General features: G+C 57.0%; 13 protein-coding genes and 1 pseudogene. 7 read left to right on the top strand and 7 right to left on the bottom strand.

Going from position 1 to position 14,068, the window contains the following annotated elements:
* Window positions 1-41 precede the first annotated feature (41 nt).
* Complete coding sequence (locus tag WEB64_RS13185; RefSeq protein ID WP_368058507.1) at window positions 42-1,421, top strand: sodium-dependent transporter; 1,380 nt, start codon at window positions 42-44, stop codon at window positions 1,419-1,421.
* A gap of 98 nt (window positions 1,422-1,519) precedes the next feature.
* On the opposite strand, the gene WEB64_RS13180 is transcribed toward WEB64_RS13185, so the two are convergent.
* On the bottom strand, window positions 1,520-1,738 hold the full coding sequence (locus WEB64_RS13180; protein ID WP_368058505.1) for a hypothetical protein: 219 nt from the start codon (window positions 1,736-1,738) through the stop codon (window positions 1,520-1,522).
* A gap of 55 nt (window positions 1,739-1,793) precedes the next feature.
* Window positions 1,794-2,774: a GTP-binding protein gene (locus WEB64_RS13175; protein WP_368058503.1), complete on the bottom strand. Its 981-nt coding sequence runs from the start codon at window positions 2,772-2,774 to the stop codon at window positions 1,794-1,796.
* A 109-nt stretch (window positions 2,775-2,883) separates the two neighbouring features.
* On the opposite strand from WEB64_RS13175, the gene WEB64_RS13170 reads away from it, so the two are divergent.
* Both WEB64_RS13170 and WEB64_RS13165 read left to right on the top strand, forming a co-directional pair.
* Window positions 2,884-4,563 (top strand): AMP-binding protein, encoded by a 1,680-nt coding sequence (locus WEB64_RS13170; protein WP_368058501.1) that lies wholly within the window; start codon window positions 2,884-2,886, stop codon window positions 4,561-4,563.
* 66 nt (window positions 4,564-4,629) lie between these two features.
* The gene (locus tag WEB64_RS13165) at window positions 4,630-5,667 is read left to right on the top strand and encodes a histone deacetylase family protein (RefSeq protein ID WP_368058499.1); all 1,038 of its coding nucleotides are present in this window, start codon (window positions 4,630-4,632) and stop codon (window positions 5,665-5,667) included.
* Here WEB64_RS13165 and WEB64_RS13160 read toward each other — a convergent pair.
* A complete protein-coding gene (locus tag WEB64_RS13160; RefSeq protein WP_368058497.1) occupies window positions 5,664-5,891 on the bottom strand; it encodes an acetyltransferase in 228 nt (75 codons plus the stop codon). The two genes, WEB64_RS13165 and WEB64_RS13160, sit on opposite strands and share 4 nt — an antisense overlap.
* Before the next feature lie 119 nt (window positions 5,892-6,010).
* Window positions 6,011-6,996 (bottom strand): annotated as a pseudogene (locus tag WEB64_RS13155) (NAD(P)H-dependent flavin oxidoreductase).
* Window positions 6,997-7,189: 193 nt separating this feature from the next.
* On the opposite strand from WEB64_RS13155, the gene WEB64_RS13150 reads away from it, so the two are divergent.
* The gene (locus WEB64_RS13150) at window positions 7,190-8,272 is read left to right on the top strand and encodes an alpha/beta hydrolase (protein ID WP_368058495.1); all 1,083 of its coding nucleotides are present in this window, start codon (window positions 7,190-7,192) and stop codon (window positions 8,270-8,272) included.
* Between the two features lie 2 nt (window positions 8,273-8,274).
* On the opposite strand, the gene WEB64_RS13145 is transcribed toward WEB64_RS13150, so the two are convergent.
* From WEB64_RS13145 to WEB64_RS13135, 3 genes are all read right to left on the bottom strand, one after another.
* Window positions 8,275-9,003: a DnaJ domain-containing protein gene (locus WEB64_RS13145; RefSeq protein ID WP_368058493.1), complete on the bottom strand. Its 729-nt coding sequence runs from the start codon at window positions 9,001-9,003 to the stop codon at window positions 8,275-8,277.
* 46 nt (window positions 9,004-9,049) lie between these two features.
* Window positions 9,050-9,751, bottom strand: a complete 702-nt coding sequence (locus WEB64_RS13140) for a VWA domain-containing protein (RefSeq protein ID WP_368058491.1) — start codon at window positions 9,749-9,751, stop codon at window positions 9,050-9,052.
* Window positions 9,752-9,857: 106 nt separating this feature from the next.
* Window positions 9,858-10,496: an SDR family oxidoreductase gene (locus WEB64_RS13135; RefSeq protein ID WP_368058489.1), complete on the bottom strand. Its 639-nt coding sequence runs from the start codon at window positions 10,494-10,496 to the stop codon at window positions 9,858-9,860.
* 403 nt (window positions 10,497-10,899) lie between these two features.
* Between WEB64_RS13135 and WEB64_RS13130 the strand changes: the two genes are divergently transcribed.
* The 3 genes from WEB64_RS13130 (at window position 10,900) to WEB64_RS13120 (ending at window position 14,066) form a co-directional block, all read left to right on the top strand.
* A complete protein-coding gene (locus WEB64_RS13130; RefSeq protein ID WP_368057459.1) occupies window positions 10,900-12,159 on the top strand; it encodes an amino acid ABC transporter substrate-binding protein in 1,260 nt (419 codons plus the stop codon).
* Between the two features lie 64 nt (window positions 12,160-12,223).
* Window positions 12,224-13,096 (top strand): branched-chain amino acid ABC transporter permease, encoded by an 873-nt coding sequence (locus tag WEB64_RS13125; protein WP_368057457.1) that lies wholly within the window; start codon window positions 12,224-12,226, stop codon window positions 13,094-13,096.
* Window positions 13,086-14,066, top strand: a complete 981-nt coding sequence (locus tag WEB64_RS13120; RefSeq protein WP_368057455.1) for a branched-chain amino acid ABC transporter permease — start codon at window positions 13,086-13,088, stop codon at window positions 14,064-14,066. The genes WEB64_RS13125 and WEB64_RS13120 overlap by 11 nt, the downstream gene beginning before the upstream one ends.
* Window positions 14,067-14,068: the final 2 nt, after the last annotated feature.

Here is a 14,068-nt window from a genome sequence, read left to right as displayed (position 1 = left end):
CTGTCTGACCTGAAAACAACAACAGTCACCAGGAGAAAATAATGAACGAATCCCCTTCCACCAGCGTCAAACGGGGCATGTGGTCGTCACGGCTTGCCTTTATTCTTGCCGCCACTGGCTCCGCAGTCGGGCTGGGCAATATCTGGAAATTTCCGTATATCACCGGCGAGAATGGTGGCGGGGCTTTCGTTCTGGTCTATCTGTTATGTATCGCTGCCGTCGGCGTACCGATCATGATGGCGGAGGTGCTGATTGGTCGTAGGGGCGGCCACAGTCCGGTTCGCAGCATCCAGTTGATCACCGAGCGGGATGGGGCCAACCCGGCATGGCGCTGGCTTGCCGCCGTTGGCGTTCTGGCGGCGTTCCTGATTCTGTCGTTTTATTCAGTGATTGGCGGATGGGCCATGTCCTATGTGGGCACCGCTGCCACCGGCCAACTGGCAGGCCAGACCGCCGATGAGATCGGTGCCATCTTTACCGGCCTGCTCGGCAGCCCCGCCACCCTGTTGCTATGGCATACCGTGTTCATGGCCCTGGTGATGCTGGTGGTGGCGAAAGGCGTTCGATTCGGGCTTGAGCGTGCCGTCAGTATCCTGATGCCAGCGCTGTTCGTTTTGCTGCTTCTGGTGGTGGGCTACGCCATGACGACTGGCTTCTTCGGTCAGGCCGTGGCTTTTCTGTTCCAGCCGGACTTCTCCAAACTGACGACCTCGGGGGTACTGGTTGCCCTTGGCCATGCTTTCTTTACCCTCAGCCTGGGTATGGCGGTCATGATGGCCTACGGCTCTTATCTGCCCAAAAACATCTCCATCGCCAAGACCTCCCTGACCGTATCGGTAATGGATACCGGGGTGGCCCTGCTGGCCGGGCTGGCGATCTTTCCTATCGTGTTTGCCAATGGCCTTGAACCGGGCGCCGGGCCCGGGCTGATTTTTCAGACCCTGCCGCTGGCTTTTGGCCAAATGCCCCTGGGCAGCCTGTTCGGTACGCTGTTCTTTGTGCTGCTGGTTTTCGCTGCCTGGACTTCCGGTATCTCCCTGCTGGAACCGTTGGTGGAATGGCTGGAAGAGCGCAAGGGCATGAACCGCCTGATGAGTACGCTAACCGCTGGTATCGCCTGCTGGGCCGTAGGTATTGCTTCCATTCTCTCCCTGAATCTGTGGTCCGACTTCGCTCCCCTGGGCATGTTCGGCATGTTTGAAGGCAAGACCATTTTTGATTTGCTGGACTTCTTCACTGCCAATATCCTGCTGCCACTGGGCGGGTTGATGGTCGCGGTGTTTGCAGGCTGGGTGATGACGCGGGAAACTCTCGAACAGGAGTTGTCGATGTCGCCAGCGGCGTTCTCACTGTGGTATCGCACCCTTCGTTATTTCGCCCCGGTCGCCGTTGCTGTGGTGTTTGTCTACAATCTGGTCTGAGCACCAGCCTGGCGTGGGCCTGCCGAATCCAGGCAGGCCCACCGGTTCCAGCGCTGATTCATCCAGTTGCTGAATGCTGGACGCCATCATCGTCCGCTTTATTCAGTCGCTTCCTTAGCCTTTCCAGATTCTTTCGGTAGCCCGTCAAGATATTCCATTCTCTGTTTCTCGTAACAGAATTCCCGGTCGTCAGTATCCACGATGGTACTGCAATTGATTTCTCCAGGGCCGTCAGTCAGGTCCTGAGCCCCGTTTGAACTACAGCCTGTCAACAACAGCGCGACAGCCGCACCATAAACACCGCTTTTCAAAGTCACATTATTCGCCTTTTTATGAGAGCGTTTGCGGGAATTAACGGCTCTCCAGCCGCCACTAGAACGATACTATCAACTGTTTAAGTTGCCCATTCAATTCATCTGCGGGCAACACTTCGTCACTGATAGCCTCCAGCCGCGAAAACGACCCCGGCTCTGCAGACACCACAGACAGAGCACCCTCCGCTACGTTCACGGCGCGCCAGCCTTCGCTGGTATTGACCACCGCCTTGAAGCGCAGAAACCGACCATCCAGGGCCAACGACAGCAACTGGCATTCATCCAATCGAGTATCCGGGTGTACCCGCCAGCCTACACTGGTATGACCCTGCCCCTGGTTGGTCACCATTTGCCAGGGGTCCTCATCCAGCGACGGTGGGGCGGGCTTGGGTTCATGACCGGCATGATGATGGGCGTGGGGCGCAGTTACTTCATTCAGATCCGTGTCACCTTCAAGCCAGGCAGTATTCAGACGGCCGTGTCGGGTATGGAACACCGCCCGTTTCTTTGGTGATAACGCTTCAGACCACTGGTCAAAATGCGAAAGCTGGGCGTCGTTACACAGGTCGGTTTTATTGGCCACCAGGATGTCGGCAGCCGCCACCTGATCCCTGAACTGAACGTTCTCCAGTACCCGGGGTTCCTCGAGGCGACGAGGGTCTACCAGACAAAGCACCGGTCCGAGTGAGAGCACCTCCTGATAATGCTCGCTGGTCAGGGTTTCAATGATCTGCGACGGATGCCCGAGCCCGGTGGGCTCGATCAACAGACGATCCGGCTTAGCCTTATGAATCAGCCGATTAAGGCCGATCTGCATGGGCAGACCCGCCACACAGCACATGCAGCCGCCAGGCACCTCACGCACAAACGCACCGTCCTGCTCCAGCAGCGCACCATCAATACCGACTTCGCCAAATTCATTGACCAGTACGGCCCAGACTTCATCGGCTGGCTTGTACTTCAGCAGATCGATAATAGCGGTGGTTTTCCCCACCCCCAGAAAACCGAGAATTAAATTGGTCGGAATAGGCTGCTTCATCGGTGGCCTTTTGTAAATTATGGGTCCGGTACTATACTTTGGTTACACCACACTTTGGTCGCAATATGCGACCCGAATAGTAATAAAAACAACATTCAGGAGCACATTCATGGCGATCGACCCGCAGAAGAAAACCTCTCTGCACTGCCTATACTATTGGGCGGAAAACGCCCCGGACAAGACTTATCTTACCCAACCGTTTGTCGATGGCCATGTTGAATCCCTGACCTGGCAACAGGCGGCTGATGAGGTTTCCCGGATGGCGGGTTATCTCAAGTCATTGCAACTGCCGAGGCCCAGTAACATTGCCGTACTGGGTAAAAACAGCGCGCACTGGATACTGGCCGACCTGGCAATCTGGGCGGCAGGCCACGTCTCTGTGCCTTTATATCCGACCCTCAACGGCGAAACCGCAGCTTACGTTCTGGAACACAGCGATGTCAGACTACTATTTCTGGGCAAGATGGACGGTAAGGCTGATGGCTGGAACGACATCAAGGGCTATCTGCCCGACGACCTGCCAATTATCTCACTGCCCATGTCTCCCCGGAACGACACCCCCACCTGGCAGGATATTGTCGCCAAAGCCGAGCCGGTTACGCCTGAAATGCCAGACCCGGACACCCTGGCGACCATTGTTTACACATCCGGGAGCACCGGCCGGCCGAAGGGCGTCATGCACAGTTTCCGCACCATGATCTCGGTGGCGGATGGCCTGCAACAGTTATTCCCGGTTGGGGCGGACGAGCGCATGCTCTCCTACCTGCCGCTGGCCCACGTGGCAGAACGCGCAGCGGTTGAAACCCAGTCGCTTTATTACGGCTTTGAGCTTTATTTTGCCAACTCCCTGGATACCTTTCAGGAGGACCTCCAGCGGGCCCGGCCCACCCTGTTCTTCTCCGTGCCGCGGCTGTGGATGAAATTCTATCTGGCAATCAACAACAAATTGCCACCCAAAAAACAGAAGGTCCTGTTCAACATCCCCATCCTCAACAAACTGGTCAAAAAGAAAGTGCTGAAACAGCTCGGACTGGACCACTGCCGAGCCGCCCTGACCGGTGCCGCGCCTCTGGCGCCGGAAATCATCGGCTGGTACCGCAATCTGGGGTTGGAATTGTTGGAGGTCTACGGCATGTCCGAGAACTTCGGTTATTCCCACTGCAACCGTCCAGACGCTGCCAAAGTCGGCACGGTCGGCGTTTGTAATCCCGGCGTAGAGCATCGTATCAGCGCCGCCGGCGAACTCGAAGTTAAAAGCCCGGGGCAAATGCTCGGTTATTACCAGAATGACGAGAAAACTCGTGAAGACGTCACCGATGACGGCTTCCTCAGAACCGGTGACATGGGTGAGATTGATCGCGAAGGATTTCTTCGCATCACCGGGCGGGTGAAAGACCTGTTCAAGACGTCCAAAGGTAAATACGTGGTCCCTGTGCCGATCGAAAATCGCTTTAACCATCCCAAGACGGAAGTCATCTGTGTGGCTGGCGCCAACCAGAGCCAGCCGTGTGTGATGGCACTACTCTCCGACGAAGCCCGGACAGAACTGGCGAACGGCGGCAGTCAGAGCGCTCTTGAACAGGAACTGGAGGCAGAGCTCGATAACGTCAATGCAAACAGCGAAGCCCATGAGAAACTGGCCTTCGTGGTGGTAGTGAAAGAGCCCTGGACCATGGAAAACGGCATGCTGACACCCACCATGAAAATAAAACGCAACATCATCGAAAGCCACTATTCCGACAAGATGGACGGATGGTATACGCAAGGCAGCAAAGTAGTCTGGGAGTGATGTTATTGAGCCAGCAGGCCTGTTGTGCCAAGGTGCGATCTCTCAATTTTCTGAACGGGTCCATCCATGCTCACTGTCTTCTCCCCCCTGCATAACCGCCGGACTGCCAAAACCGAGCTGGACGGCGGCATGCTGATCGAACCACACGAAAAGCCTTCCCGGGCGGAGACTATTCTCGCCCGGGTTATCCACCAGGATTTCGGTGAAATCATTGCCCCCGAGGAGTTCGGGCTCGGCCCGATTCTGCGAATTCATACGTCCGATTATGTGGACTTCCTTGAGCACTGCTGGGACGACTGGATTGCCGCCGATAAACCCGGCGAAGCCATTCCGGCGGTCTGGCCAGGCCGTGGCATGCGCCAGCGGATTCCCAAGGATATTGACGGTCGCCTGGGTTATTTCAGTTTTGCCGCAGAAACCTCCATTACAGAAGGCACCTGGGACGCCGCCCTGGCATCAGCCAATGTCGCCCTGACTGCCCAAAAAAAGATCGCGCAGGGCGAACGGGCAGTCTTTGCCTTGTGTCGTCCCCCGGGACACCACGCCGCCGCCGATCTGTTCGGCGGTTACTGCTTCTTCAATAATGCTGCCATTGCTGCCCAGGCGTTCCTCGATCGGGGCGCCAAACGCGTGGCCATTCTGGATGTGGATTTCCACCACGGCAACGGCACCCAGAGTATTTTCTATGATCGGGCGGATGTCTTGACGATCAGCCTTCATGGGGACCCTGACCTGGTGTTCCCGCACTTTCTGGGCTTTGAGGATGAAACCGGCAACGCTGACGGGGAAGGCTATAACCTGAATCTGGTGTATCCACCCAATACACCTTTCAGTGTCTGGCGCCAGGGACTTGAGGCGGCCTGCGATCGCATCGGGCAATACCAGCCCGATGCGCTGGTTATCCCGCTTGGGGTGGACACCTTTGAGGATGACCCGATCTCGTTCTTCAAGCTTAAGTCCGACGATTACTTCACGCTCGGCGAGCGCCTTGCCAAGCTCGGTCTGCCAACCCTGTTTACGATGGAAGGCGGCTACGATGTCGAGGCCATCGGCGTCAATGCCGTCAACGTGCTCGACGGCTTTGAACGGGCGTGTCCGGATTAAGCCTGCGCCCGTACCTGCTTATGACGGTAATCCGGATCTGTCCAACAGGTCGGCAAGGCCTCACCAGAGGGGAACTTGAGACCCGCCTTGTCAAACGATTCCGGGTCCTGGGCTTCTTCGCCATAGTGCAGGCTGGCTTTGACCGTGGTTTTGAGTGGGTCGAACAAAGCATGAAGATCAAGCACTTCAACTATGTGGCCGGTAGATTTTTCGGCTAGCAGCATAGGATTCTCCAATCAGCCTCGCCCGTTAATGCAACTGGCAGGGGCTGGTGCAATTTAAAAAGTTTACCCGTGCAGCGTAACAGTGAAAGCCAGACCCCGGAACACCCGACACCGAGTCATCAGAGATCAGCTGCGAGGTTAAGCGTCAGCTCACCCGCGGGCACCTCACGGCAGCCGGACGGGTTTTGCCCGCACCATAGTGGTGAGAAATCACCGGAACCTTGAGCCTCTGCCTTGGTTCGCAGGGGCGCGATCGCTGACGTGGCAAGAGGAAACGCTGGCGCCAGGCTACTGATCGGCCCAAGATCCCGCATCACCCGATTGACGATACCGCGGGCCGGACCACCGGAGAACAAATTCGTCAAAGCGGTATGGCGAGCAGCATCGCTCTTGAGCGCAGCCCGGTGTATCTCCCGCGTGGTGGCTTCGGGGCACAGCAAATACGCCGTCCCTACCTGAGCCGCGATCGCGCCCATTGCGAGCACAGCCGCAACCCCCCTGGCATCGGCAATGCCCCCGGCCGCGATAACCGGGCATTTAACCGCGGCTATAATCTGCGGCAGCAAGGCAAAGGTTCCAGCCTGAGTGGTCAGATCCTGGGTCAGGAACAAGCCCCGGTGGCCCCCGCCTCGAGACCCTGCGCAATGACCCCATCGACGCCGTGGCTCTCAAGCCAGAGCGCTTCTTCGACGGTGGTGGCGGTGGAAAGTACCTTTGCCCCCCAGGAATTCACCCGTTCCAGCAATTCCAAGGAGGGAAGACCGAAATGAAAACTGACAATGGCCGGTTTGAATTCTTCCAGCACCTCCGCCATTTCGGCACTGAAAGGCGCACGGCCCGGCCCCTGGGAAATCATATCAGCCTCGATGTCATACTCGCGGTAATAGGACCCAAGTGCCGAGCGCCAGGCCTGCTCCCGCGCAGCATCCGGCTCCGGAGGCGTATGGCTGAAGAAATTTACATTAAAGGGTTTATCGGTTTCTGCCCGAAGGGCTGTCAATTCTGACCGCAGATCGTCGCTACTCAACATGGCGCAAGGCAATGATCCGAGGCCCCCGGCATTTGAAACTGCCGCCGCCAGGGCGCTGTCCTGAACGCCCGCCATCGGGGCCTGAATGATCGGCAGCTTCGTGCCCAGAAGTTGCTGGAATGTGTTCACATCATGCCCCTGTTATTTTGCCGGATGAAACTCATACCCAGTATTCACGGGATTGAAGGACACAGCAAGAAAGCTACTTCCGATTCCTGCCATGCTACAGTGATAAGCTTCCGTAAAACCATCCAAGGGCTATCTATACATGATTTTCGGAATCGCCTGGTTCGCAATGATGTGGTTTGGCCTGATGATGGTCGTGCTCGTGGCTGCCGTCGTATTTATCCTGCGCCGAAAAGATGATGCCTCCGATGAAACCGAAACGACTACGCCACAGCAACAAAACGAGGCCCGCCAGCAAGTGCTTGAAAAGGTAAAAGGTATGCATGCCGCAGCCGAAGGCCTCCGTGGCCGGGCTCGGATTAAGGCGCTACGGCAGTACATGGACAGCATGAGCGATGGCCTGGAACTGGCCTCTGAAATCCGCCCTCCTGCCAACCACGCACCGAAGGGGGAGTGGGTGATTGCACCCGGCGCAAAACCCGGCCGCCGGATTCTATACATTCACGGCGGCTCCTGGATCGCTGGCAGTGCCAAAAGCCATCGCGTCATCACTGACCGATTGTCGAGATTGGCTAACGCCTGCGTGTTTGCCATTGATTATCGGCTGATGCCGGAAAACCGCTACCTGGACGGCATCATCGACTGCCAGGCCGGTTATCGCTGGCTGCTTGAGAACGGGCCTGACGGCATTGCACCGGCTGATTTTGTTGTCATCGCCGGAGACTCCGCTGGCGGCAGCCACACCCTGGGGCTGATCGCATGGATACGCGATCAGGGCCTGCAACAACCCAATGCGGCCATCGCGCTCTCACCCTCTACCGAGCTGATGCTGACCTCCCTGAGCAGCCGGGCCAATCTGAAAACCGATGCCATGCTGGGGCCGACGGTGAAAAAGCTCTCGCGAGTGCCTCTACCATTATTGTGGTGGGGAACCGTACTGGGCATGCGGGTATTACCCACCAGCCCGATGGCGTCGCCCCTGCGGGGAAAGCTACACGGCCTCCCGCCAACCCTCATTCATGTCAGTGAATCAGAATTACTGCTGGAAAACGCGCAACGGTATGTCGAAAAAGCACAGGCTGCAGGCTCACCGGTGGAAGTAAAAACCTGGCCGGACATGGTTCACGTGTGGCACCTGTTTGCGCCACTGTTACCGGAGGCAGAAGAAGCGTTCGAACACATCGGAGAGTTTCTGGCGAGGGTTGAATCAAATCCGGCACCATAACGTCAGCCTAGCAGGCGCTCTTTGGCTTCATTAATACGGGCAGCCAAGTAATTGCTCCCACCGCGGTCAGGATGCATCTTCTGCATCATCCGGCGGTGGGCCTGGATGATCTCTTCCCGAGTGGCACCGGGTTCAAGCCCCAGAATGTCACAGGCTTCGTTCTCTGTTAATGGTCCACCACTGTCACCTTTACCACGCTCATCTTGTCCCGCGCCGTCATCGCCCGCCGGGTCGTCCGTGCGCCAGGAGTCTCCAAAGCGGCGGTCCAGATAGCTTTCCAGCAACCGGGCTGAGTCTTCATCGTGGTCCCGGCAGTAGTGCAACAGCTCAATAAATTCGCTCTCGCCCAGGTCCGCCAGCGCCCGCCCGACCATGGGGCCCTTCACTATTTCACCACTCATGTTGCCGGAGTCATGGTCCAGGGTCATATTGAGGATAGCGCTTGAAACATGGGACTGATTGCCGGGTTTGGCCTTTGCTTCACCCCGTCCAGCGCCTGCCATGCGGCCCATCAGTATCGATGGCAGCACCCGGCGTAGCAGCGGAAAAAGGAACGCAAGCGCTGCAAACAGGAAGTGCAGACGCCCGGTTAACGCCATCAGAACCACCATCAGGATACCGGCAGCCAACACCAACTTGATGATTGCAGGTTTACGTTGGCCGGCGGGCTGGTTACGCAGCCAGACCCATGCGACAACCGATAATACGACAACCAGAAGCGTTAGTGGCACTCGGAGACTCCGGACTGATCAGCCCAACGATTAATGGCAACAAGCGCTATCGGAGCTGTCCGGTCAGGCGCTTGACCTCAGGGGAGCTGCGGCTGGAATAGTCCTGCAGGGCCTTGGCTCCCCCGGAAGCATAGACCGCGACCGCGGCCATAAGATCCCTGAGTACCTGTGGACTGTTGCGATCAAAGGGAGCATAGGCGCCACCAGACAGCTTGCTCACTTGCTGGAAGACTGCCCGGCCATGGGCATCGGCGCCCTCGTGGAACATAAACACCGGCGTTCGCAGCATGCCAAGCTCGCCTGCGGTATGACAGAGCTCGTCTACCGGCTCTTCGCAGCAATCCCCGATAAATACCACGGCTTTGATTGCCTTTGCCCGGGTTTCTTTTACCGCATGGGCCAAGACCCGGCTAATCTGGGTGCGCCCCCCCAGGCAGGAAACACCGTTCATCAACTCAAGCAACTGGCCGGTTTCGGTAACGAATCCCGTGGCTTTGAACTCCCCGAAGCCACGGTAGTAACACAACTGAATAGCGAGGCCGCCCAAATCCCTGGTCGCGACGAACAATTCGCTTTGCAGATGACAAGCCTCGTCCCAGGTGGCCTCACGGCTGGCGGTGGCATCCAGGGCAAAAATGAGTCGGCCCTGTCCACCCCCGCCACCCTGAGTGGGCAGCTTGCGAACCTGGTGGATAAACTGGTCGATCGACTGTTTATCGGATTTAGTGCGTAGCTCTTTATCTGACATAGCTTCTGCAAACCGTCTCGCCGGGCCAGTGGGATCCTACAAGCGTAGGGGAAAGGCTGCGTAATTCACAGCCCCGCCAGACCGATGCAGCCAACGGACCTTTGCGTTACAGTTTCGCCAGCGCCTCGTCCACCGGCGCATCACCGGAGACCACATCAAAGACACGGTTAGCGGTATTGTCGGCATTCAATACCGCCAGCAGGACCCGGGCAACATCCTGTCGTGGAATCTTGCCAAAATCTTCCAGCCTCGTACTGACTGCAACTTTGCCTGTGCCCTCGTCATTGGTCAGTTGACCCGGCCGAACGATGGTATAAGCCAGCCCGCTGTTTTTCAGGTGCTCATCGGCGTTGTGCTTGGCTTGAAGGTAATGCCGGAGTTTTTCCGGGCCCTTCTCCGGCTCCTCCACACGCATGCTGCTTACCGTAATAAAACGCTTTATTCCCATGGCCTTGGCCGTATCTATCAGCTGGATCGCACCGTTCTGATCCACATCGACGGTTTTATCGGGCCCGGTATGGGGGCCTGAGCCAGCTGTGAATATAACAGCATCACAGCCTTTCATCGCCTCACTGCAATCTTTCTCCAGATCGCCCAGCACAGTTTCAGTAGCGCCCAGTTGCTGCAGTTCCGGCCCCTGGTCCAAGTGCCGGATCATGGCGCGTGCCTCATGCTCACTGTCTGCCATTTCCCGCAATAGATGTTGCCCGATTTGCCCGTTAGCTCCTGCAATGAACACATGCATGGTGGGTCTCCCGATTGACGATTTTGCTTAGCTGATCCCTCTACATGGGTGCCGCGCGTGCTCGATTCAAGGCGCCAGCCAATACCTAAGGAGCTTCTGATTAACTCCTGGATCGTCTCTGGCTTTCAGAGCGATTCACAATCAAGGCGCGACTTTGCAGTCATGTCTGGACCTTGCAAGAAGTCGCAACGCGGAGTGTGAATCGCTCTGAAAGCCCCGAAGGGCGCGCTCTGAAGGCTGCACATGCAGCACACCATCGATGCGAAAAGGGCGAATTTGGCGCAAGTCGGATCTGACAGTTTAGCGCTTTGCCAGTTACGCAAAACTGACAAAAGTAAACTATAAGTCACATGGAGAGCCTCTGAACCGGAAACTAACGTCCCATAAGGATGAGGAGAATAAAATGGCTGGCAAATATTCACGCAGATCGTTTCTCAGAACCTCGCTGATCGGCAGTGGGGCACTAGCTCTGGGAGCCCCGGCTTTTCACGTAGGGGCGCAAGAGAAAACTATTCGTTGCGGGGTGGTCACCTCACTCTCAGGAGACAACCGCTTTGGTGGCAACCTAACGCGCCGGGGCTATGATCTCTGGGCTGAGGAAATAAACAAGCTCGGCGGTATTGAAATAGCGGGCCAGCGTTATCCTGTGGAAATGTTCTACGGTGATGCCCAATCAAGACCTGCCTCCGGAGCAGACGCGGCTGAACGGCTGATTATCCAGGATGAAGTCAACGTGCTTTTTGGTCCCTATACCTCCGGCGTCACTCTGGCGGTGCAACCGATCAGCCAAAAATACCGCGTACCCATGATCTCCGGTTCTGCCGAGTCTCCGAACGTCTGGCTGGCAAAGCCACCGTTCAATTTCGGCATGATCCCCGCGGTGGACCTGACCACTGACAAGTCCATCGCCGTGCTGGCGGAAGCCCTGGGCAATAAAGCCAAATCGGCCGCCGTCATTGGTGTGGATGAGCCCTTCTCGAAAGAGACCGCTGAGGGTTTCCGTAACGGGGTCAAGGATGCCAACCTGGAACTCAAGCGGTTTGAGCTATTTCCCGCCAATGCAGACCTGTCCTCTATTATCTCCAACCTGAAGTCGGAGGATCCGGACATTGTTGCGGTCGGTGGCCATGAGAATGTTTTCATCAATTTCGTCAATACCGCCAAGGCGCTCAACTACAAGCCAAGAGCCCTTATCATGCACTACGGCGTTACCTCAGCCGCTTTCATCAATGAAACCGGCAAAGACTCCCACGGTGTCCTTGGGGTTTCCCTCTGGACCGAAGGCCTGCCATACAAGGATGACCTGTTCGGCAGTGCAAAAGACTACGCCGACCTGTCCTTTTCACGCTGGGGAACCCGCCCCGACTATACTGAGGCGGCCTGCTCGGCCAGCGGTCTGGTGTTGCAAGACGCCGCCAGACGTCTCGGCAAGGCGCCACCCTGGGATCAGAATACCCGGGCCGAACTGGCAAAAGCGATCGAAGACACCGATATCGAAACCTTCTATGGCCCGGTGGCCTTTGCCAAAGAGGGCAGCCATTACCACAACAATATCAAGCCAATACCCGCTGTCATTCAGATTCACGAAGGTAAGGTGGTACCGGTTGCTCCCAGTGATGCCTCAGAGGGTGATCTGATCTACCCCATGCCGGGCGCAACATAATAGCGCCAGCACGGAAATCCAACGACTAGTCTTGGAGAGGTAGGTTTCGACCGGGAGCAACACCTTGGACCTTTTTCTGCAAACCATTATCAATGGCGTGCTGATCGGCGGCATTCTGATTTGCCTGACTATCGGTTTTCAGCTGACCTTCGGCGTACTGCATGTGATCGATTTTGCCGTCGGAGGCTGGGCGATGCTGGGCGGCTATACCGCCTATTGGCTGGTAACTCTGGCCGGTATGGACCCGTTCATCAGTATTTTCCCGGTGTTCATGCTCTTTGCCCTGATCGGCCGCGGCCTCGGACCGCTGATCTACCATGTCCGAACCAGCCGCTACGCCAGGCCAGACCTGATGGCGCTGGCCTTTACCTTTGGGCTGTTCCTGCTGATGCGAGGCGGCGCGCTCTGGCTCTGGTCGTACAACACCCGCAGTGTGGAATCGGTATTTTCTGGCGAGTTCCTCTCTATCGGCGCAGTCACCATCCCGTTGTTACGACTTTCAGCCTTTATCATGGCAGCGCTGATCAGCCTCGGGCTGTTCATCCTGCTTTACCGGAGCCGTTTTGGCATGGCTGTGCGGGCCCTGGCCCAGAACCGTGAGCATGCCGGTTTGATGGGCGTTGATGTCAAGCGGGTGTCGTCCTGGGTTTATGGCATTTACACCGGTATTACCGCCTCCGCGGGTGTATTGATTGCGACCATTTATTCGGTCAACCCGTCAGTTGGGGTGCGCTATACCCTGTTTGCCTTCTTTGTCGCAGTACTGGCCGGCCTGGGATCGGTGGGCGGAGTCCTGGTTGCAGGTCTCGCGCTGGGACTTCTGGAAGCCTTTGTCTCGACTTACATTGGTGCCCGCTATTCACTGTTAATCGTGTTCGGGGTGCTGTTTCTGACGTTGCTGGTAGCGCCTAAGGGAGTTCTTGGCCGTGGCATTTGAATCGGGTCAGATCCGCACGCTCGTCACTCGGCTCGCTGCCATTGTTGGTGGCCTTGTCTTATTGTCCTTACTGCCGGGCTTCGTTGATGCGTATACACTGCGTATTGCCACCGGCGCACTCATGTGGGCCGGTCTGGCTTGCGCCTGGAACATTGTGGGCGGCTATGCTGGCTACATCAGCTTTGGACATTCTGCATTTTTCGGCATTGGCGCCTACACCACAGCCATTCTGATGCAGTCAGGAATTGGAGCACCGTTCTTTGTCACGCTGATACCGGCTATTGCGGTGGCGGTTGTCGTCGCCGTCATTATTGGCGGACCCACCATGCGGCTGCGCGGAGCCTATTTTGCCATTGCTACCTGGGCATTCGCCGAAATGCTGATGCAATTGGTAACCGTCGTGGACTTCACCGGCGGAACCGCCGGACTTTCCCTGCCTGCCTATCTCAATGAGTTTTTCTTTTATTACACGATGTTGGCTGCTACCGCGGCAAGCTTTCTGGGCGTCTGGTATCTGATCGAGCATACCCGGTTCGGTTTTCGGCTCAAGGCATTGCGCGATCATGAACCCGCAGCCGAGGCCATGGGCATACGCACCAACCTGGTCAAAGTGCAGTCATTTGCCCTGTCTGCGGCCATCACCGCGCTGTTCGGCAGTGTGTATGCCTACTGGACCACGTTCATCGATCCCCATTCGGTAATGGGCCCCGAGATTACTGACCAGATGGTGGTGATGGCACTGCTGGGGGGCCTGGGTACAATCTGGGGGCCGGCGCTGGGCGGTGTTCTTCTATGGGTGGTCAATCGGTATATCTGGGCTACCTTCGGCGATACCGTTATCTACCTGCCGATCCTGGGGCTGATCATTGCTCTGGTGGTGTTGTTCCTGCCCAACGGATTGATCAGTCTGCTCAAGGGCGGCAGCGAGCGCGGGCATGAGCTGATTTCACGTATAATCCGGAAGCTCTAGGG

It is taken from the genome of Marinobacter sp., assembly GCF_040882185.1.
Taxonomy (GTDB): Bacteria; Pseudomonadota; Gammaproteobacteria; order Pseudomonadales; family Oleiphilaceae; genus Marinobacter.
Note: the sequence above shows the minus strand (reverse complement) of the source record. Positions and strands in the feature narration are given on the sequence as shown.